Annotated in this window: 17 protein-coding genes and 5 pseudogenes; 10 read left to right on the top strand and 12 right to left on the bottom strand. The window is 32.0% G+C overall.

Translation table 11 applies throughout. From position 1 onward, the window contains the following. The first annotated feature begins 122 nt into the window (after window positions 1–122). The 3 genes from smpB to ACZZZT_RS18435 all read left to right on the top strand — a co-directional run bounded on the left by smpB (window position 123) and on the right by ACZZZT_RS18435 (window position 2,380). Window positions 123–578 (top strand): SsrA-binding protein SmpB, encoded by a 456-nt coding sequence (gene smpB / locus ACZZZT_RS18425; RefSeq protein WP_042564375.1) that lies wholly within the window; start codon window positions 123–125, stop codon window positions 576–578. A gap of 74 nt (window positions 579–652) precedes the next feature. Then, window positions 653–1,291: a DUF4136 domain-containing protein gene (locus ACZZZT_RS18430; protein WP_042564374.1), complete on the top strand. Its 639-nt coding sequence runs from the start codon at window positions 653–655 to the stop codon at window positions 1,289–1,291. Window positions 1,292–1,375: 84 nt separating this feature from the next. After that, complete coding sequence (locus tag ACZZZT_RS18435; RefSeq protein ID WP_463461482.1) at window positions 1,376–2,380, top strand: helix-turn-helix domain-containing protein; 1,005 nt, start codon at window positions 1,376–1,378, stop codon at window positions 2,378–2,380. A 28-nt stretch (window positions 2,381–2,408) separates the two neighbouring features. Here ACZZZT_RS18435 and ACZZZT_RS18440 read toward each other — a convergent pair. Continuing rightward, window positions 2,409–3,049 (bottom strand): annotated as a pseudogene (locus tag ACZZZT_RS18440) (protein-L-isoaspartate(D-aspartate) O-methyltransferase). Window positions 3,050–3,192: 143 nt separating this feature from the next. Between ACZZZT_RS18440 and ACZZZT_RS18445 the strand changes: the two are divergent. The 7 genes and pseudogenes from ACZZZT_RS18445 (at window position 3,193) to ACZZZT_RS18475 (ending at window position 10,008) form a co-directional block, all read left to right on the top strand. Then, window positions 3,193–4,158, top strand: coding sequence for a Gfo/Idh/MocA family protein (locus tag ACZZZT_RS18445; RefSeq protein WP_463461483.1), 966 nt, complete (start codon window positions 3,193–3,195; stop codon window positions 4,156–4,158). An 88-nt stretch (window positions 4,159–4,246) separates the two neighbouring features. Then, window positions 4,247–5,140 carry a 3-hydroxyacyl-CoA dehydrogenase family protein gene (locus ACZZZT_RS18450; protein WP_042564370.1) on the top strand — a complete coding sequence of 298 codons (894 nt, stop codon included), beginning with the start codon at window positions 4,247–4,249 and terminating at the stop codon, window positions 5,138–5,140. 12 nt (window positions 5,141–5,152) lie between these two features. After that, window positions 5,153–5,809 (top strand): YggS family pyridoxal phosphate-dependent enzyme, encoded by a 657-nt coding sequence (locus ACZZZT_RS18455; protein WP_463461484.1) that lies wholly within the window; start codon window positions 5,153–5,155, stop codon window positions 5,807–5,809. Window positions 5,810–5,893: 84 nt separating this feature from the next. Then, window positions 5,894–7,254 (top strand): annotated as a pseudogene (locus ACZZZT_RS18460) (exonuclease domain-containing protein). Between the two features lie 31 nt (window positions 7,255–7,285). Then, entirely contained in the window at window positions 7,286–8,128 is an 843-nt protein-coding gene (locus ACZZZT_RS18465; RefSeq protein ID WP_042564367.1) for an ion transporter, read from the top strand. 152 nt (window positions 8,129–8,280) lie between these two features. After that, entirely contained in the window at window positions 8,281–9,201 is a 921-nt protein-coding gene (gene miaA, locus ACZZZT_RS18470) for a tRNA (adenosine(37)-N6)-dimethylallyltransferase MiaA (protein WP_463461485.1), read from the top strand. Between the two features lie 60 nt (window positions 9,202–9,261). Beyond that, complete coding sequence (locus ACZZZT_RS18475; RefSeq protein WP_463461486.1) at window positions 9,262–10,008, top strand: acyl-[acyl-carrier-protein] thioesterase; 747 nt, start codon at window positions 9,262–9,264, stop codon at window positions 10,006–10,008. Window positions 10,009–10,290: 282 nt separating this feature from the next. Here ACZZZT_RS18475 and ACZZZT_RS18480 read toward each other — a convergent pair whose 3' ends face one another. The 11 genes and pseudogenes from ACZZZT_RS18480 to recN form a co-directional block, all read right to left on the bottom strand. Continuing rightward, a complete protein-coding gene (locus ACZZZT_RS18480; protein ID WP_463461487.1) occupies window positions 10,291–10,827 on the bottom strand; it encodes a hypothetical protein in 537 nt (178 codons plus the stop codon). Further along, window positions 10,814–11,503 (bottom strand): peptide chain release factor H, encoded by a 690-nt coding sequence (gene prfH, locus ACZZZT_RS18485; RefSeq protein WP_463461488.1) that lies wholly within the window; start codon window positions 11,501–11,503, stop codon window positions 10,814–10,816. Before prfH ends, ACZZZT_RS18480 begins: the two co-directional genes overlap by 14 nt. 13 nt (window positions 11,504–11,516) lie before the next feature. Then, window positions 11,517–12,906 (bottom strand): annotated as a pseudogene (locus ACZZZT_RS18490) (RtcB family protein). Next, window positions 12,896–13,657, bottom strand: coding sequence for a hypothetical protein (locus ACZZZT_RS18495; protein ID WP_073393730.1), 762 nt, complete (start codon window positions 13,655–13,657; stop codon window positions 12,896–12,898). Before ACZZZT_RS18495 ends, ACZZZT_RS18490 begins: the two are co-directional and overlap by 11 nt. 613 nt (window positions 13,658–14,270) lie before the next feature. Next, window positions 14,271–14,987: a response regulator transcription factor gene (locus ACZZZT_RS18500; protein ID WP_042564360.1), complete on the bottom strand. Its 717-nt coding sequence runs from the start codon at window positions 14,985–14,987 to the stop codon at window positions 14,271–14,273. Window positions 14,988–14,990: 3 nt separating this feature from the next. After that, window positions 14,991–16,576 (bottom strand): annotated as a pseudogene (locus tag ACZZZT_RS18505) (sensor histidine kinase). A 59-nt stretch (window positions 16,577–16,635) separates the two neighbouring features. Beyond that, window positions 16,636–17,232 carry a dephospho-CoA kinase gene (gene coaE, locus ACZZZT_RS18510; protein ID WP_073393729.1) on the bottom strand — a complete coding sequence of 199 codons (597 nt, stop codon included), beginning with the start codon at window positions 17,230–17,232 and terminating at the stop codon, window positions 16,636–16,638. A gap of 1 nt (window position 17,233) precedes the next feature. Then, the gene (locus ACZZZT_RS18515; RefSeq protein ID WP_073393728.1) at window positions 17,234–18,232 is read right to left on the bottom strand and encodes a glycosyltransferase family 2 protein; all 999 of its coding nucleotides are present in this window, start codon (window positions 18,230–18,232) and stop codon (window positions 17,234–17,236) included. A gap of 126 nt (window positions 18,233–18,358) precedes the next feature. Next, window positions 18,359–19,548, bottom strand: a pseudogene (gene fabV, locus ACZZZT_RS18520) (enoyl-ACP reductase FabV). An 18-nt stretch (window positions 19,549–19,566) separates the two neighbouring features. Continuing rightward, window positions 19,567–20,088 (bottom strand): hypothetical protein, encoded by a 522-nt coding sequence (locus ACZZZT_RS18525; protein ID WP_463461489.1) that lies wholly within the window; start codon window positions 20,086–20,088, stop codon window positions 19,567–19,569. 16 nt (window positions 20,089–20,104) lie between these two features. Next, on the bottom strand, window positions 20,105–21,757 hold the full coding sequence (gene recN, locus ACZZZT_RS18530; protein ID WP_463461490.1) for a DNA repair protein RecN: 1,653 nt from the start codon (window positions 21,755–21,757) through the stop codon (window positions 20,105–20,107). Between the last annotated feature and the right edge of the window lie 33 nt (window positions 21,758–21,790).

A 21,790-nucleotide genomic window follows, 5' to 3' on the forward strand; every position in this document is an offset into this window, starting at 1 on the left:
AAGGCATTTCCTTAAAAATGATTAAAATCATAGATTAAAAAAATCTTTAATTATCTTATATTCCCATTTTTAATTAACTTAGGACTACTAAAGTTTTCAATTTTGTTTTACATTTGCACACTATGTTAAAAACAGTCAATATACTTAATAAAAGAGCTCGATTTGATTATGAGATAATCGACACTTATACTGCCGGAATAGTTTTATCCGGTACAGAAATTAAATCTATACGATTAGGAAAAGCCAATATCACAGAGAGTTTTTGCGAATTTAGTAACCTGGAACTTTTTGCCATTAATACTTATATCGAAGAATATACGTTTGGAAATCAATTCAATCATAAATCCCGAAGTGAGCGAAAATTGCTTTTAAATAAAAAAGAATTAAAAAGTCTTCATAAAAGTGTTCAGGCAAAAGGATTAACTATCGTTCCGTTAAAATTATTTACCAACGAAAAAGGTCTAGCTAAACTGCAAATTGGTCTTTGTAAAGGAAAGAAAAACTACGACAAACGTGAATCTCTTAAAGAACAAGACACGAAAAGAGATTTAGACAGAATTAAAAAAGCTTACAACTAAATCTAATTACTATAAAAGAGTAATTTTTAAATATTTTATCTTATTTTTACTACAATAACTCTAATTAGTAAAATATGAAAAAGTACTTAATTCTATTGGCTGCTATTATACTTTCAGGTTGTGGCAGTAATACTTCTATTGTAAGTAGTTGGAGAGATCCTAAAATTACTGTGGCACAGGAACATTTTAAAAAAGTTTTGGTCGTTGTTCTGGTAAAAGATGAAGCTTCTAGAAGAACGGCAGAAAATAGAATTGCTGCCAGTAATGAAATTTTTAAAACTTCATATCAATATCTAAACGAAAGTACTTCTCAACTTACTAAAGAGCAAAAATTAAAAATCCTGCAAGATGAGAATTTCGACGGAGTGATTACAATGCGTTTAGTAAGCACGGAAAAAGAAACCAATTATGTTCCGGGAACTTATACCGGAATGTATTACGGGGGTTTTGACGGAATGTATACAAATGTCTATGGTTACGGTTTCGGAAATTGGTACGGAATGTATTCTCCTAGTTTTTATGATCCGGGATATTATCAGGAAACCACATCGTATATGGTCGAAACCAATATTTTTTCATTAAAAGAAAATAAACTGATCTGGACAGGAACAACAAAATCAGAATATGTGACAGATTTAGGACAAACTGTTGATGCTATTATGCAAGCAGTTGTTGCTGAAATGAGAAAAGACGGTTCTTTGCCTCCAAAATAAAATTACACAAAGCAATAATAAAATATTGCTTTTTTTGTACATTTAAAAATGACTAAACTTGTCAAGACTTAAATTTTCATCAAAATGAAATCACTTTTAAAAATTGCACGGGAAGAAAAACGATTAAAGACTCGCGAAGTTGCACAACTTCTTGGTATTGATCAGGCATTGATAAGTAAATTTGAATCCGGAACGAGAAAACCAACCAAAGATCAAATCATAAAACTTTCTCAGCTTTTAGAAATTGACTATGAAACTTTAATGATTGCGTGGCTTAAAGAAAAAATTCTTTATGAAATTGGCGATGAAGAGTTTGCTTTGAAGGCTTTGATTTTAGCAGAACAGGAAATTCAAAACACTAAAAAAGAAATAAACGCTATAATTATATCTTCTGTACAAACAATTTTAGATGAAATTGAAGTATTAAAAAATAAACTACAATCCTTTAATCATTTTGAATTACGACAAATTTCTAAGACTTTAGAATTAGAATTTATCTTTAAAAGTATTTCCTTAAATGGAAATTCTCTCTCACTGGAAGAAACTAAATTTGTTATAAACGATGGATTAACTATTGCTGGAAAAAGCATACAAAATCATCTTGAAGCTATTAACTTTCAAGAAGCTACCTTATACATTAAAGATTTAAGCCAAAAGAAAACACATTTAAACGAAAAAGATTTTCTAATCATTCATAACTTGATCTTGAAAGGAATTGAATCTGAAACAGGAAAGTACAAAGATGATCCATTGATTACACGCGAAATGAATTTGCTCTTTAATTGGTGTGAAACAAATAAAAACAATTTTCATCCCACAATTTTTGCATGTGAAGTGTATTTAAAAATACTGGAAACAAATCCATTTGAAAAAGGAAATCTTCAAATGGCGAATTTGATTTTAAATTGGATTTTACTTCAAAATAATTATGCGTTTGCGTCAATTGAAGAAGATCAAAACAGCAAAAATGAATATTTATCTATTTTGGAAGAAAGTCAAGCCAAGAATGATAAATCTATTTTCATAAATTATATACTCAGAATTGAAAAAGAAAGCCTAAACCGGGCTTTACAAATAATAACGCAATAAAAAAAGCCCTACTAAATGGGCTTTCTCTTTAATTTCTATCTTCTAATAAAGGAACAAATCGAAACTCTCCAAATTCATGTTTTTCGAATTGCGTTTCATTTTTACGAATTAATAATGTCATAATCTGCACGTCTTCACCTAACGGAATAACAAGCCTTCCTCCTATTTTTAATTGTGCCATTAAAGCCTGGGGAATAAAAGGTGCACCCGCCGTAACGATAATACTATCAAACGGAGCATGATTTGGCAAACCTTTATAACCGTCTCCAAACGAAAGATGTTTTGGACGAATATTTAACTTTGGAAACAGGTTTGAAGTTGCTTTAAACAATTCATTTTGTCTTTCTATACTATAAACTTTAGCACCAAGCATAAACAAAACAGCGGTTTGGTAGCCAGATCCGGTGCCAATTTCCAGAATTTTATGATCCTTTTTTACTTCTAATAATTGCGATTGAAATGCAACTGTATACGGCTGCGAAATAGTTTGCCCCGCTCCTATAGGAAATGCCTTATCCTGATAAGCATAATCTTCAAAACTTGAATTTAAAAAAGGTGTCTTGGGATTTTTTTTATCGCATCCAAAACTGCTTTATCAGTAATGCCCTTTTGTTCTAAAGTGCTTACTAATTGATTACGAAGTCCTTGATGTTTGGCAGTGTCTTTCAAAATAGGTTTATTTTATTTTGGTAAAATTAATAAACTAAATACTAAATCAAATATTGATTTTTAATTATTAAATCGCTAAATCTTTACTACATTCATTTTCACGTTCAACAAATAAATTATATTTTTGTTTAAAATACATTCTCATGTTAAAAGTAGGAGTTTTAGGTGCTGGTCATCTTGGTAAAATACATTTACGCTTATTACAACAATCTGACAAATACGAATTAGTTGGATTTTACGACGAAAATCAGGAAAATGCCGAAAGAATTTCAAAAGAATTTGGCTATAAAAACTTCAGCACAATTGCAAAATTAATCCACGCTGTGGATGTAATCGATATTGTAACGCCAACACTTTCTCATTATAAATGTGCAAAAGTGGCCATCAAATCAGGAAAACATATCTTTATAGAAAAACCAATTGCCAATACTGTTGAAGAAGCTGAAGAAATTATAGCTTTAGCAAAAGAATACAACGTAAAAGGACAAGTTGGTCATGTTGAGCGCTTTAATCCCGCGTTTATTGCAACAAAAAACATGATCGAAAATCCAATGTTTATAGAAACACATCGTTTGGCCGAGTTTAATCCGCGTGGTACAGACGTTCCTGTGGTTTTAGATTTAATGATTCACGATATTGATGCTATTTTGAGCGTTGTACATTCAAAAGTAAAAGATATTCACGCCAGCGGCGTTTCTGTAATTAGTGATACTCCGGATATTGCCAATGCAAGAATTGAATTTGAAAACGGCTGTGTTGCCAATTTAACAGCGAGTAGAATCTCAATGAAAAACATGCGTAAAACACGTTTCTTTCAAAAAGATGCTTACATTTCTGTTGACTTTTTAGAGAAAAAGTGCGAAGTAGTTCGTATGAAAGATGCGCCGGAAATTCCCGGAGATTTTGATATGATCCTGCAAAATGCCGAAGGTGTAAAAAAACAAATCTATTTTACAAATCCTGATGTTGAGCAAAATAATGCAATTCTAGATGAATTAGAATCATTTGCAAACGCTATCAATACAAATACAACACCTGTAGTTACATTAGAACAAGCTACAGATGCTTTAAGAGTTGCGTATCAGATTATTGATTGTTTCGATAAATAATATAATTTTAAAAATAAAAATAGCCACGAATTCACTACTTAATTGGTGAATTCGTGGCTAAATCATAAATATAATACCAATATATAAAATGAAAACTATAGCTGTAATTGGTGCAGGAACAATGGGTAACGGAATTGCTCATAGTTTTGCACAAAGTGGTTTTACCGTAAAACTTATTGATGTTTCTGAAAAATCCTTAGATAAAGGAATGGCGACTATTGCCGCTAATTTAGACAGAATGTTGTCTAAAGGAACCATTACTCAGGAAGATGTTGCAAAAACGATCACCAATATTATTACGTATACTGATATTAAAGACGGAGTTGTTGGTGTTGATTTGGTTGTTGAAGCCGCTACAGAAAATGTAGAGTTAAAACTAAATATCTTCAAACAATTAAACGAAGCTTGTTCTCATAATACAATTTTAGCGACGAATACTTCTTCAATATCCATTACACAAATTGGAGCTGTAGTTGCACATCCTGAACGCGTTATCGGAATGCATTTTATGAATCCAGTGCCAATTATGAAATTAGTTGAAATCATTCGCGGATACAATACCAGTGATGAAGTCACTAAAATTATCATGGATTTATCTGTAAAATTAGGAAAAACTCCTGTTGAAGTAAACGATTATCCTGGTTTTGTAGCAAACAGAATTTTGATGCCTATGCTAAACGAAGCCATTGAAACGTTATATAATAAAGTTGCCGGCGTTTACGAAATTGATACGGTAATGAAATTAGGAATGGGACACCCAATGGGACCGCTTCAATTAGCTGATTTTATTGGTCTTGATGTTTGTCTTGCGATTTTAAACGTTATGTACGAAGGTTTTAAAAACCCGAAATATGCTCCTTGCCCATTATTGGTAAATATGGTGAGAGCAGGGAAATTAGGCGTGAAATCCGGAGAAGGTTTTTATGATTACAGTGAAAGTAAAAAGGCTGAGAAAATTTCTAAGCAGTTTATCCTTTCATAAAAAATAAATACAATGTCAATAGCATCGAATTTAAATAGCATTAAAGTAAGTTTACCTGAACATGTAACATTAGTTGCAGTTTCTAAAACCAAACCCGTTTCAGACTTAATGCAAGCCTACGAAGCCGGTCAGCGTATTTTTGGAGAAAACAAAATCCAGGAAATGGCTGATAAATGGGAAGAAATGCCAAAGGATATTCAATGGCATATGATTGGTCATGTCCAAACGAATAAAGTTAAATTTATGGCACCGTTTGTGAGTTTGATTCATGGTGTTGACAGTTTAAAATTATTGCAGGAAATCAACAAACAAGCTTTAAAAAATAATAGAATTATTGATTGTTTGCTTCAAATACATATTGCCGAAGAAGAAACTAAATTTGGTTTAGACGAAAACGAATTAAATGAACTTATTTCTTCATCTGAGTTCAAAGAACTCAAAAATATTCGTACCTTAGGTTTAATGGGAATGGCAACATTTACAGAAGATCAAAACCAAATTAAAAAAGAATTTCAACATTTAAAATCGATTTTTGATTCCATAAAAGAAAAAGATGCATTACAAGAAGCATCTACAATATCAATGGGAATGTCCGGCGATTACCAACTTGCTATAGAATGTGGCAGCACAATGGTGCGCATTGGAAGCAGCATTTTTGGAGGTCGCTAATCAAAAATCCACTATCGTTAGACGCACTGCTGTGCGCCTCTACAACAAAACTGAATACTGATACCTGAATACCGAAAACTAAATTTGTACGCAATACTAGACATAGAAACAACTGGAGGACAGTTTAATGAAGAAGGAATTACCGAAATCGCCATTTATAAATTTGATGGACACGAAGTAGTTGACCAATTCATTAGTCTTGTAAATCCCGAAATTCCGATTCAGCCCTTTGTGGTAAAATTAACTGGGATTAATAATGCCATGTTGCGATCTGCCCCTAAGTTTTTTGAAGTTGCTAAACGAATTATAGAAATCACTTCAGATTGTATTATTGTTGCTCATAACGCTTCTTTTGACTACCGAATTTTACGTACAGAATTCAGACGTTTAGGCTATGATTTTGAAGCCAAAACCCTTTGTACCGTTGAACTTGCCAAAAAATTAATTCCGGAACAGCCTTCTTATAGTTTAGGAAAATTGGTTCGCGCACTCGGAATCCCGATGGCAGACAGGCATCGCGCCAGCGGAGATGCAATGGCAACAACAAAGCTATTCAAAATGCTTCTTGAAAAAGATCTCGAAAAAACAATCGTAAAAGATTTTATAAAACTCGAAGTCGAAAAAGGAATATCTCCAAAATTAATGGATTTAGTGGGACAAATGCCTTCTAAAACCGGTATTTATTATATTTATAATGAAGGCGGTACATTAATTTATATCGGCAAAAGCCAAAACATTCGAAAAAGAGTAAATCAGCATTTTACCGGAATCACAACCAAAAGCAAAAAGATTCAGGCAGAAGTTTTTACCATTACTTATGATGAAACCGGAAGCGAATTAATTGCTTTATTGAAAGAAAGTGAAGAAATAAAAGTAAACCGACCAAGACATAATCGATCACAGAAAAAGACTTTTTCCCCTTTGCCTTATATGCCGAAAAAGATTCGAACGGATATCTGAATCTAAAACTTCAAAAAGCTGATGGACGTAAAAAAGAAATTACATCCTTTATTTCTTTACAGGAAGGTAAAAATATACTGTTTAAATTCACTGCGAAATATCATTTATGCCAAAAATTGACAGGTTTATATCAATCCAAAAAAGAATGTTTTCAATATAAAATAAAAGAATGCGACGGTGCCTGTATTGGCGAAATTAGTGCAGAAGAATATAATAGTCGTGTACAACAATTTATATCAGAACACAGTTTTGAGAACAAAAGCATGATTATCATTGACAGAGGACGAAATGTTAACGAAAGAAGTGCGGTATTAATCGAAAACGGGCAATATAAAGGCTATGCTTATTATGATTTGAATTATCAGATTATGAATATCGACATCTTGAAAAATATTTTAATTCCAATGCAAAACAATCGCGACGTAAAAAACATAATTCAAAATTACGTTCGTAAAAGCAAATCAGTCAAAATACTTCATTTTTAACAAATAAAAACTTTCATTATATTTGTGGTTTATGAAAAAAATGAAATCAAAATACGAACAATTCAGAGAAAAAATCAAGATTGTTCTCTATGGCACAAACACCATTTTAGGGCGAATGTTTGATTTAGTGCTTTTGGGATTGATATTGTTAAGTGTTCTTTTGATAATGATGGAAACCGTTCAGGGAATCAATCAAAAATACCACACACAACTTATTATTTGCGAATGGATCATTACGGTATTTTTTACTATTGAATATATTTTAAGAATAATTTCGATTCAAAAACCTGTAAAATATATTTTTAGCTTTTACGGAATTATAGATTTACTCGCCGTTCTACCCATGTATTTGTCAATATTTTTTCCGGGAGCGAGCATACTTTCTATCGTGAGAGCTTTACGTTTCTTCCGATTATTCAAAATATTACATATTCCGCAGATATCGCATCAATCAATTCAGCTTCGGGAAGCTATTGACGCCAGCAAAGAAAAAATTCTTGTTTTCATTTATTTTGTTCTGATAAGCACCATAATAATCGGTTCAATAATGTATTTAGTAGAAGGAAAAGAATCTGGTTTTACAAGCATTCCGATGAGTATTTACTGGACAATTGTAACATTAACAACTGTTGGTTATGGTGACATTTCTCCACAAACCCCTTTAGGACAATTCATTGCAGCCTTAGTAATGATTTTGGGTTACGGAATCATAGCCGTACCAACCGGAATCGTTACAGCTGAATTTGCAAAAAGCAGTTTAAAAAACAGTAATAGCGTCAGTGGAAAAAAAACATGCAGAAAATGCAATTCACAAGTACATTTTGATAACGCAAAATACTGTTACGAATGTGGAACAGAATTGCCAAATAATTAATTTAAGAAGCTAATCCAGCTGTACATTGCAACTCCTCCTTATCTTTGTTGTTTTTTTAAGGCATAAAAGGAGCTTCTAAAGTCGCTCTTTTATCCCAAAAAAAACGAACAAACATAAGTCCGGGGTTTCCATTTCCATCTGGGCTAAAAAATATGAAATACTTAATTACCATTGTCGGACCAACAGCTATAGGCAAAACAGCCTTAAGTATTGCTTTGGCAAAACATTTTAACTGCGAAATAATCTCTTGTGACAGCCGTCAGTTTTTTAAAGAAATGACAATTGGTACAGCAGTTCCAAATCAGGAAGAATTACAATCTGCCACACATCATTTCATTCAAAATAAATCTATTTTCGAAAATTATACTGTTGGTGATTACGAAAAAGAAGCACTTTTAAAATTAGAAGAATTATTTCAAACAAACGAATTTGCAATTTTAATTGGTGGCTCAGGCTTATATGTTGATGCAATTTTAAAAGGATTTGATGAATTTCCTGAAATTAATCCTTCCGTAAGGGCAGAAGTTAATTCTAATTACGAAAAACTCGGAATCAATTATTTACAGGAACAATTACAACTTTTAGATCCGGAATATTTTCAAAAAATAAATTTAGAAAATCCACAAACTTTACAAAATCCACAACGAATGATGCGTTTTGTAGAAGTTTGCATTGGAACACAAAAACCATACTCCTCTTTTCTAAATCAAAAGAAAAACAATAGAAACTTCACTCCTGTTTTAATTGGTTTAGAAGCCGAAAGACAAGTGATTTACGATCGAATTAATCAACGTGTCGACATTATGATGAACGAAGGTTTATTAGAAGAAGCAAAAACTTTGTATCCTAATAAAGTATTAAATGCATTACAAACAGTGGGTTATAGAGAATTATTTAGTTATTTTGACGGAGAATTCACCCTGCCATTTGCTGTAGATGAAATCAAAAAAAACACCCGTAGGTTCTCCAAAAGACAATTAACCTGGTTTAAACGAAATGAAAACACTAAATGGTTTGATTACGTGACAGACAGAAAAAATATAATCAATTATATAGAAAATCTTATAAAGTAAAATCGAAAGTCTTTTTTTTACTCTTTATTCTATTCTCTAAAATAAATCTAAAATTACAAAATGCCAATATCTCCAAATTTTACATCAGTTTTAAGCAAAGACTGGGAAATCAATTTTACACAATGTACGCCAAACGGTTTCTTAAAATACACCGATTTGTGTAATATTTTGCAGTTAACCGCTGCAGCACATTCCGAAGTTGGCGGCATCAGCTTTTTTGATATGCAGGAATTTCATCAGGCCTGGGTTTTAAGCAGAATGCGTGTTGAAATTAGCGCTTTACCAAAATGGCAGGACATAGTTACAGTAAAAACATGGATCAATAGTTTAGAAAATTCTCGTTCCGTTCGTGCCTTAGAAATGTATGTAAATGGCAAAAAAATAGTAGGCTGTGAAACGTATTGGGCAGTTTTCAATACACAATTGCGCCGTCCGGAAGCCTTGGCTCTGCCTTATGAACATTTTGAATTGTTTCCTGAAAATCGGGCTACAACTGAAGGTTTTTCAAAAATCAATATCAATCACGAAAAAGGAGCTATTTTTGAAAAAACAGTTTATTTATCAGATTTAGACATTGTAAATCACGTTAATAACGTGAAATATTTAGAGTGGTGCCTTGATCACGTTGATGAAAAAAGAATTTTAAAACAACAAGTAAAAAGCTTTGAAATGAACTTCATGAAAGAGCTTTCGCTTAAAGATAATGTCGTAATTCACGAAAGCGAAGATGATGACCATACAACCGCGACATTTAGCATTACAAAAGGGGAAAAGACATGTTTTGCTTTAGAATTACATTGGAAATAATAAATTTCAATAGTAAAGATTGTGTAGTCCCTACGGGACATCATGTATCGTTTGTCAATTATTTCTACCAACATATAATCTCTACGAGATATTTTTTGGAAGTCAAATAAACCTTATTATAGAAATTGCTGATCATACTCCGCTAGGAGTTAAATATTGGTAGAAAAAATTGATACCGACAAGCAAAATGTCCCGTAGGGACTACATATTAATTAAAACAGTATAATAAAAAAACGATGCAATTAAATATATTGCATCGTTTTTCTGTTTTTAAATCAAAAATCATTTTGATTTCTTTTTTGAATCTTTCTTCGATTTCTTTGGCTTCTTTTTCTTTTCAAGCAACTCAATTTTACCTTTAATTCTTTTCTCTACGTCAGTAATATCAGAATCAAAAGCAAATTGTAAAGTTGTAAGTTTAGCATTTTTAATCTCCTTTAAAGCCTTTTTAAACTCTTGTTGAGCTTCAAGAAGAATTGCTTTCTTTACAAAAATTTCAGATTTATTTATTCCTTTTATAGTCAAAGCGAAATCAATCAGCTTTTGCGCTTCTTCGTAATCTTCATTCAAAATTAAAACATGTAAATAATAAGGATATACTTCAAGAGCATGAATATTAATAGCCAAAGCTTCCTGAAAATAGTTTTTAGCTTCTTCATAATTCCATAATTGCTCTGCCTGAATTCTTCCGTACAAACACAAAACCATCGTATTTTTTGCATCATACGAAAAAGCGTAATCTAAAGATTCAATCGTTTCTTCAAGCGAATACGGGTAATTATCCAAAGCCTGAAAAAGGTATTTATCAATTGTTTTCATTTCTTAAATCTGTTTTTAATTTCTGTCGAATTCCTTTGTAACTTTTAAGCACTTTATTTTTCTTAAAATCACTTCCTGTAAAAGTTCTAACCGGATTCCCACGCTGAACATTCAGTTGGTTCTCCCATTGTTTTCCAACATAACTTTTAAGTTGTTGCAAAGTTTCGTCTTCTAATTTTTTTAATAATCTTTCTGTTGCCAGTTTTTTGTTTTGGTGCTGTGAACGGCTGTCCATTGCTACAACCGCAATTCCTGTCGGAATATGCGTTGCTCTAACCGCCGAACTTACTTTATTAACGTGTTGTCCGCCGGCACCAGAACTTCGCATGGCCTGATATTGAATATCATTTTCCGAAATTGACGCATTTTTTTCCGGTTCAATCTCAAAAACACCTATAAACCAATTCTTGCGTTTGTGCATTTTACGAAACTGACTTTGTCCAATCCATTGAATCGTTCCAACCCAGGAATTTACAAATGTTGCTGCATTTTTTCCTTTCACAGCAATTGTTGCCGTTTCAACAGTTCCATTTTCAGAACCAACTTCTCTTTGTAATAATGTCGTTTCCAATTGCTGCTCCTGAGCTTCTTCCAACACTTTTTTAAGCACTTGGGCAACTACCCAAGTGCATTCAGCAGGTCCGCGACCCGCCGTTATCTGAATTATTTTTTCCATTTTTAATTTCTTTTTAGCGGTCCATTCTAACGATTTTAGGCGTAAAAGTTCCCAGAACTTCAACTAAATCCGTTTGATTAGCCATTACTTTTGTAATGTCTTTGTACGCCATCGGAGCCTCGTCAATATTCCCACCAATCAAGGTGACATCGTTTGCCTTCAAAACCTTTTTAATTTCACTTTGTGTGAAAGTACTTTTGCATTTAGCTCTAGAAAATAAACGCCCTGCACCATGCGAGGCTGAATTTAAACTCTCAACATTTCCTTTCCCTTTCACAATATAACCCGGAGCCGTCATCGATCCCGGAATAATTCCCAATTGCCCTTCAGCGGCAGGAGTTGCTCCTTTTCTATGCACAATACATTCTTGTCCGTTTACCATTTCTTTCCAGGCAAAATTGTGATGGTTTTCGATGGTTACCACTACCCTTTTTCCAATGGCTTTGGCGATTCTTCTATGAATATCATCGTGACAGGCTTTTGCATATTCTCCTGCCAGATTCATCGCCAGCCAATATTCCTGACCGTCATGTGTGTTTAAATCAAGCCAGGCCAAATGCTGTACATTTTTTGGTAACGGACATTGTTTCGTTGCCAAATACGTGTAATGTTTTGCAATATTAGCACCTAAACCACGCGATCCGCTATGCGAAAGAACGGCGAAATATTCACCAGCTCCTAACTTCCATTCGTTTTCCGGATTGTCAATCTTTGCAATTCCAAATTCTACAAAATGATTTCCTCCGCCTGAGCTTCCCAATTGCTTATACGCTTTTGGTAAAAGATTCTTTAATAACGGAATATCCTGAAATTCACTTTTGTAAAATACATCATGATCAGCTTTTGTGGCATGTGTTTCGTTCATTCCAAACTTGGTATTGTCTTTTAAAATTGCTTCTAACTGATGCTCTTTTCCTTTAAAATGCGACGCTGGTAAGTCAAAAATTGACAAACTCATTCGACAGCCAATATCAACTCCAACTCCATAAGGAATAACGGCATTATCTGTTGCCAAAACTCCGCCAATTGGTAATCCGTACCCTGAATGTGCATCCGGCATTAAAGCTCCCGCAACTGAAATTGGCAGTTTTAACGAATCATACAACTGGAATTTTGCCTGTTGATCAATTTCATTTTCACCAAAAATGGTAAAAGGAGCACGTGTTATTTTAAGCTGGTGCATTCGAACCTGAACCGGCTTGATTAAACCTTCAGCTACTTTTCCCCATGTCCCATTTCCCTCAAATTTTTCAGGATAAAGCAAAACTTCTTTGGCTTCTGCTAAAATGGATTCTTTTTTCTCTTTTTCTATATCTGTTTATTTGCCCAAGAGCAATATTTATTGAATTGTTTTTTGGAAAGCCTAACTTAATCAGGTCTTTTCCGGATAATTTATTTCCCATGATTTATATCATTTTCATCTGCATATTGTTGATACAATACATGCAGGCTTTTATTTTTAATTGGGTTTTTCTCTTTCGGGTTTTCATATTGATAATACCCCGAAAAACGAGCTTTCCCCAGAACTAATTTGTTTATTTTGTGTCGTAAATTATGATTTACAATATAATTGTCTAAAATTCGAATTTCACTTTCCAAGAGTTCATCAACCATTTTAGTATGCGTTATCATGTTGGGCCTAACGCTAAATACATAACGCCATGGTTCATTAAATACATAATGAATTTTATAACGTTTACAATTAGGACACCATCGTTCCCTCTTATAAAAATGCATTTTCTCTTTTTCTGTCAATGCTAATTTTGGACTTCTCCATTCTGATTCAGAAAACTCTTTTACTGTTTGAAGTTTTTCAACATATACATGTTTTCTTTTCCTCTTTTTCTTTTTCTTAAAAGATTTTTCAGAAGAATACTGAACCGTATTAATCTTCTCCAGTAAAATTTGGTAAAAAGAAGATTCATTTGATCTTTTAATATCATCTCTTAATACAAAATTGCGTTGCCAACCTTTTTGATAAGGACTTTTTAATAGAACTAGTGGTAAATCTCTACGTTTTTTCCAGAGTTGATCTTCAAGCTTTCTTAACTGAATTAATTGTTTTTCAAAATCTTCTTTTACTGCTCTTTTCTTTCTCCTTTTAGTTTTAAAGCGAGAGGATAAAGCATACTCCTCTACTGTATAATTTTCCATAAAAAAATTATAACGTATTAAATTAGTAACCAAACTGGCTACGGCATTTTATCCATACGGATAAATAATAAAAATCGATTATTCGGGAAAATTTGAAGTGTCTAGAATAAAAAAAGCCCGAAACTAAATGTCTTCGGGCTTTTTTATATATCTAAAAATTACTTTCTAAGATTGAAATAAGCCACGAAGAAGCGCTTCACCAAATTCGTTTGGTGTGAAGCTTTGAGATGCTGATGTAAGTACAAACATTTTTCTTCGTTTTTAAAGGGTTATTATTATTTTTTCGTTTGCAAATATTCAGAATTGTTTTTTGTTTTTCCAAATTTATTTTAAGAAAAATCTCTTTAAAAATAATTAAGGTAATTTTAAAAAATGTAAAAACAGAATTATGTATCTGGAAAACAAACTACTATACCTTAATATTAAATTTCAAAAATAAATTCCAAATTCCAATTTTCGCAACGTTTATCACTTCAATTCTAGGACAAACGATGCTCAAAAAAGTATTATTGACGTGAAATCTTTAAGCAGTAAACTAAAATTTGAGCATAAAAAAAGCCCTGATTTCTCAGAGCTTTCTTTTTTTGGATGAACTAGTTTGTTATTCTATAACTTATTCAGATACTTTGCTTTTAACAACTAATCTGAAACCTTCTCCGTGAATGTTAAGAATTTCAACATCTTCATCAGATTTTAGGTATTTTCTCAATTTAGCGATGTACACGTCCATACTTCTTGAAGTAAAATAGTTGTCATCTCTCCAGATTTTCGTTAATGCTAATTCTCTTGGCATTAAATCATTTTCATGAAGAATTAACATTTTAAGTAATTCGTTTTCTTTTGGAGATAGTTTTATTGGCTCTTCGTTTTCGAAAGTTAAAAATCTAAGTTTAGAATTTAAATGGAATTTACCAATATTAAACTCAAACTGAACTTGCTCTGCTTTTGTATCTGCCGATTTTCTTTGAATGATAGCTTTGATTTTCATTAATAAAACTTCTGAATCAAAAGGTTTATTTAAATAATCATCAGCTCCTGCTTTATACCCTTTTAACACATCTTCTTTCATAGATTTTGCAGTTAAAAATATAATTGGCACTTCGCTATTTTTCTCTCTAATCTCTTTGGCTAAAGTATAACCATCTTTATAAGGCATCATTACGTCAAGAATACATAAGTCATATACGTCCTTCTTGAATTTCTCGAAACCTTCCATACCGTTTTTAGCTAAAGTAACTTCAAAGTCATTTAACATTAGATAATCTTTAAGAACTGCCCCAAAATTAAGGTCATCTTCTACTAAAAGTATTCTTTTGTTATTATTTTCCATATTTTAATTTATTAATGGTATTTTTATTATAAAGGTGCTACCTTTTCCTTTTTCGCTTTCAACATATACTTGACCATTGTGATCCTCAACTATTCTTTTTACATAAGCCAGACCTAGACCGTGTCCTTTTACATTATGTAAATCTCCGGTATGCTCCCTGTAAAACTTCTCAAAAACTCTTTTTGAGCTATTTTACTCATACCAAGTCCATTATCTTTAACTTTTATCAGAATCATGTCTTTAACATTTTCTGTAAAAATTTCAATTTCCGGAATATCCGGAGAATATTTTATTGCATTTTCTAAAATATTTACCAAGACGTTTGTAAAATGAACTTCATTTACCAAACATGTTGTTCTCGCGGCATTTAGATGTTTCACAACTGTTCCGTGTCGATCTTCTAATATTAGATTCACGTGTTCAATTGCATCATCAATTATATCATGAATAGCAGTTGGCTCTTTGGTGATATCAAGTTCTCTTTTTTCTAATTTAGAAATTCGGAGAACATTTTCAACCTGAGCATGCATTCTTTTATTTTCGTCTCTGATCATTTGAAGATAGCGAAAAACTTTTTCTTTATCTTCAATAATTTTGGGGTTTCTTATCGCATCAAGCGCTAAGTTTATTGTTGCAATTGGAGTTTTAAACTCATGCGTCATATTATTTATAAAATCGGTTTTGATTTCAGAAATATGCTTTTGACGTAACAATTGATTCAATGCACTCGTATAAGCTACAATTATTATCAGCGTAAAAACGATTGACAATATTGTGATACTCAATAATTCTGATAATAAAAATTTCTTTTTGTGAGGAAAAGTTATAAATAGTTCATATTTACTATTTCCTTCATTATCAGTATATATTGGTATATGATAGCTCGCATCTTTATCATAATGAAAACCATCAGATTTTATTTTTGTTGCTAAACCACTATTAAGAACTCCAAATTCAAATTTGGTTTTTACGCCGTATTCTTCCAGTTCCTTTTTTAATAGTTTTTGCAGCTTATCCTTTGTAATTCTTCCTTCGATTGGAGTTAGAGAAGCAATATCTTTATATTGAATCTGTTGCTGAACTTTATTTAAAATATCAAGACTTCCTGATTTTTCAATCTTTAAATCCGGAATAATACTTTGTCCTAAAGCATTATTATCGATATTGTTATTGTTATTATAAATTTCAGTTACTCTTTTAGAGCTAAAATTTTTAAATCTTTCGCTGCTAAACTTTTTATTAAAAAGCGATCCGCTTATGTCGTAATCTTCAGACGTAAGTGTATTCGAATAAACAATTGTTTTATTTGTTTTTGTGTTTCTTTGAACGTAAAGAACTTCCAGTAAATCTTCTTTCTTTGGGATTTTACCTGTACTGTCTTTTATGCGATTGTATTTGTCGTAAAAACTATACTCTTCCTGCTGTTCAAGTTTATCAGCAACACTCCCAATCACTTGGGTAACGTGGTATTTAAATTGTTCGTCGTTATTTTTAAACGAAGAGTTGAACCAAAATACCTGAACCAGAATTATCCCTATTAAGGACAAACTCATCAATAAAACAAGTATTCTAAAAAATAATTTATTCATCGAAACAAAATTAATATTTTAACAATATACTAAATAATACATTAACCAAATATTAACATTTAAGACTGATTTTGTTTAATATCTAAAATTTTAAGAATTTTAACAACTTCTTCTTTAGCATTTTTAAGATTATCGTTATTAATAACAAAATTGCTTCTGGAAATTCGATTTTCATCATTCCATTGCATTTTCATTCGGCTTAAAACTTGTTCTCTTGTGGTATTGTCGCGTTTTAAGACCCTTTCAATTCTAATTTCTTCGGGCGCAGTAACTGTTATAATTAAATCACATTCTTTATAACGCCCGCTTTCAAATAATATAGCAGCTTCATAAATTACATATTGGTAACTTTTATGTTGCAATAACCATACCTCAAAATCTTTTTTTACAGCAGGATGTACTATTGCGTTTAATTCAGCCAGCTTATCTTTATCATTGAATACAATTTCAGCAAGTTTAGCACGGTTCAAAATGTTATTTTCAAATAAGGTTTCACCAAATGATCTTTTTATCTGATCAATAATATCTTCAGATTTCATTACATTTCTTGCACCATCATCTGCGATATAAACTGGAACTCCCATTTCATTAAAGTAATTTGCAATGGTTGTTTTACCACTACCAATTCCTCCTGTCAAACCAATAACTTTTGTCATACTATACTTTAAAAAACATACGAGGAAAAGCTTCTTGTGGTTTTTTCTTTAAAAGGATAATTTTAATAAAAGATTCTAAAAAGCCTGTTCCGTATCCGTAAAATTGTTTCCAGACAGCAATAACAGATAAATATCCAATTTTGATACTTTTATTCTGAATACTTGCTGTAAGAAATATTATAACGAAATATACGAAATATAATTGTAATAAAATATCAATATTAAAAATTAACAGTAAAAAAGCTAATAATAAACCTAATATAAACACGGTCGGAAAGAAGAAGGTAAGCTTATTATGTTCTGGATACCAACTATTTAATATTGGTCTTGCCTTGCCAAATTTGTTTACCTGAACAGCAAATTTTTCCCAGTCAATTCTGCGTTTATGGTACACAAAAGCCTCAGGAAACAGTCTGGTTTGAAAGCCAAGGTTCCATAAACGAATAGATAAGTCGGGATCTTCGCCAGGATGAATGTTTCCAAAACCTTTTGAAGCCTCAAATGCTTTCTTAGAAATCCCCATATTAAAGCTGCGAGGCTGAAATTTATTGATTTTTTCAGATCCTCCACGAATTCCACCTGTTGTAAGAAACGAAGTCATTGCAAAGTTAATGGCTTTCTGAATATCTGAGAAACTGGCTAATGCCCTGTCTGGTCCACCGAAACAATCTACATAATTTTTATCTAACTCTTTATGAACTTCGGTTAAGTAATTTGGTGGAATAATACAATCTGAGTCAAAAATGATAAAATAATCACCTCTGGCTTTTTGCATACCAAAATTTCTTGAATCTCCCGGCCCTGAATTCTCTTTAAAATAATAAGAAATATTTAGCTTTCCCTGATATGTCATCACAACATCTTTGCAGGGAATGGAAGAACCATCTTCTATCAGAACAATTTCAAAAGCTTCACTATAATCAGATTTGGTTAGGCTTTCTAAAAGTTCATCAACTTCATCCGGACGATTATACACGGGTATAATTAAAGAAAAAATCATAATGGAATATGCGTTATTAAAGTGGCGATTGTTTTAAATTTCAAAATTTCAGCAAAGATATGTTATATTAACAAAAAAACCATTCGCCGCAACGAATGGTTTCTTATATGTAGTACTAATTTGTACTTATTTTATGCTTTCAATATTTACAACTTCATTTGCTTCGGCTTTATAATCAACTCCTGCAAATTCAAAACCAAATAGATTTAAGAAATCATTTCTATATCCTGCCAAATCACCAATTGCAGGTAAAGTTTCAGTCGTTGCTTCTAACCAAAGTTTAGCTACTTTTGCCTGAACATCATCACGCATTTCCCAATCATCGATTCTGATTCTTCCTTTTTCATCTACAGGAACTTCTGATCCTGAGTATAATCTGTCTTTAAACAAACGCTGGATTTGCTCGATGCAACCTTCATGTATTCCTTCTTCTTTCATAATTTTATACAAAAGAGAAATATACAATGGAATAACCGGAATTGCAGAACTTGCCTGGGTAACTAATGCTTTATTTACAGAAACATAAGCCTTACCTCCTATTGATGCCAAACTATCTGTAATAGAGAATGCAGTAGCTTCTAAATGGTCTTTTGCACGACCAATTGTACCTTTTCTGTATACAGCTTCTGTCAATGATGGCCCAATGTAAGAATAAGCAACTGTTGTAGCTCCTTCAGCCAGTAAATTTTCAGCCTTTAAAGCATCAATCCACATAGCCCAGTCTTCACCTCCCATTACTGCTACAGTATTTTCAATATCTTCCTCATTTGCAGGAGCTATTGAAACCTCTGTAACGTTTCCTGTGTGAAAATCAACTGTTTTATTTGTAAATGTTTGTCCGATTGGTTTTAGAACAGAACGATGCGTCACTCCTGTAGTTGGATGCACACGAACTGGCGAAGCCAAACTATAAATTACAAGATCAACTTGTCCTAAATCTGCTTTTATTAAATCTAAAGTTTCTCTTTTGATTTCATTTGAAAAAGCATCTCCATTGATACTTTTTGCATATAAACCTGCTTTGTGAGCTTCAGTTTCAAAAGCTGCTGAATTATACCAACCCGGAGAAGCCGTTTTACCTTCAACTGGCGGTTTTTCAAAAACACTCCAATTGTAGCTGCATCAGACCCGAAAGCACTTGTGATTCTTGAAGCCAATCCGAAACCTGTTGAAGCACCGATAACCAGTACTTTTTTTGCTCCGTTAATTGGACCTTTTGATTTTATATATTCTATTTGATTTTTTACATTTTGCTCGCTTCCTTTTGGGTGTGCAGTCAAACAAATAAATCCTCGCATTCTAGGTTCTATAATCATCTTGTATTATTTATTGTATTAATTCAATTTCAGTTTTAATTTTTCAAAAATAGACATTTTATCCTTAACCCTTTTCATGTTGGCATTCATATTGTCTATAAAATTTGGATTTAAAGCATTTTTCTTCGCTAATTTATAGAAATTATATGCCGCAATATAATCGCTTTCGTACTCTGCCATCCTTCCTAATTCACTGTTAAATGAAGAATAATCTACATTTTCAAGATTATTAAATGTAAAATCAATATGCTCTTTTGCTTCTGCATATCGGCCAATATCTATTAACAAATAAGTGTAGTTTAAATAAGGGGCAGGATATTTTTGCTCAAATTTCATCGCCAGTTTATAATGATAAATCCCTTTATCATAATTACTTAACTTATTATAATAAATCCATCCTAAATGATTGTGGGCTTTTCCAAAATCAGGATATTGAGATAATATTTCTTCCAGCATCTCTTTTCCGTCGGCAATATTTCCTTCAGATATTAATGAATCTGCCTTAATAAATTGATTTTCGTAAAAGCTTAAACTTTCCATACCTATACCTTATATCTTAATTTAATAATTCTTTTGCATGATTTAATGCCGAATCAGAAATATTGGCTCCCGACAGCATTTGTGCAATTTCTGTAATACGCTCATCCGGCAATAAAAGTTTTAATTCTGATTGTGTATCATCTGCAACAGTAGATTTGAACACTTTAAAATGAGAATCACCTTTTGCTGCAATTTGCGGTAAATGCGTAATGGCAAATATCTGCATCTTTGCACTCATTTCTTTCATGATTTCGCCCATTCGAATGGCAATTTCTCCAGAAACTCCAGTATCAATTTCATCAAAAATTAAAGTTGGCAATTTTGAATACTGTGCCAAAATTGCTTTTACAGCCAGCATAATACGAGACATTTCTCCGCCTGAGGCTACTTTTTTCAGTAAACCAAAATCAGTTCCTTTATTCGCAGAAAATAAAAATTGCAATTCGTCTTTACCATTTTGAAAATACGTTTCAGATGGCAAAAGTTCCATTTTAAATCGAACATTTGCCATTCCCAATGTTTCTAAAATAGAAATTAACTGGCTTGATAATACCGGAATTGAATTTAGTCTGTTTTGGCGAATTGTTTCTGAAAAAACATCTAATTCCTGCCCTTTTTGCTCAATTGCTTTCGAAAGAATTTCAATTTCTTCTTCTATATTACCCAATTCAATAACTGCATTTTCAAGATTTGCCTGAATTTCCAATAATTCACCAACAGTATTTGCCTGATGTTTTTTCTGTAAATTATAAATTAACTGCAATTTTTGGTTGGTTAATTCTAATTTTTCAGGATCATTTAATAATTTCTCAGAAGCATTTTGCAATTCTCTTGAAACGTCATCAAATTCAATTGTTATGCTTGTAATTCTTTCAAATAAATTTTGATACTCTACCGAAAATGGTGTGATTTTCTGCAAAGAAGCCTTGATTTCATTCAGATTATGAAAAACACCAAATTGCTCTTCGTTTGCAATTACTAATGATTTATCAATTGATTCTTTAATAATTTCAACATTATTAAGCTTCTCAAAATCGGCTTCTAATTCTTCTTGTTCACCTGATTTTAATTTGGCGGCAACCAATTCATTCAATAAAAAAGTATTGTATTCCTGTTCTTTGCCAGAATCACTTTGCTTTTTTAATAAAGCGTTTAATTTAGATTTATCTGATTTATATGTTTTTAATAATTTTTGATAAGCTGAAATTGTATCAAAATTATTAGCAATGGCATCAATTATTTTAAACTGAACACTTTCATCTGATAATTCCTGAGTTTGCTGCTGCGAATGTATATCAATCAAAAACAAACTTAAGTCTTGCAATTCCTGAAGATTTACAGGACTATCGTTTATAAAAGCACGTGATTTTCCCGAAGGCAAAATTTCACGTCTGATTATAGTGTCATCCTCATAATCAAGATCATTTGCTTCAAAAAATTCTTTTAAGTTATATTTTGAAATTTCAAAATGAGCTTCAATTACGCATTTTTCTTCTTTATTTTTTAAGGAAGTCAAATCGGCTCTTTTTCCTAAAACCAATCCTAAAGCACCTAATATAATAGATTTACCAGCTCCTGTTTCACCTGTAATTATAGAAAAACCTTTTGAAAAATCAATAGACAATTTTTCAATCAGGGCGTAGTTTTTAATCGACAGCGAAGTTATCATAGGATAAATATGTGAAAATAAAATTAATGAATA

It is taken from the genome of Flavobacterium sp. AC274 (assembly GCF_979258275.1).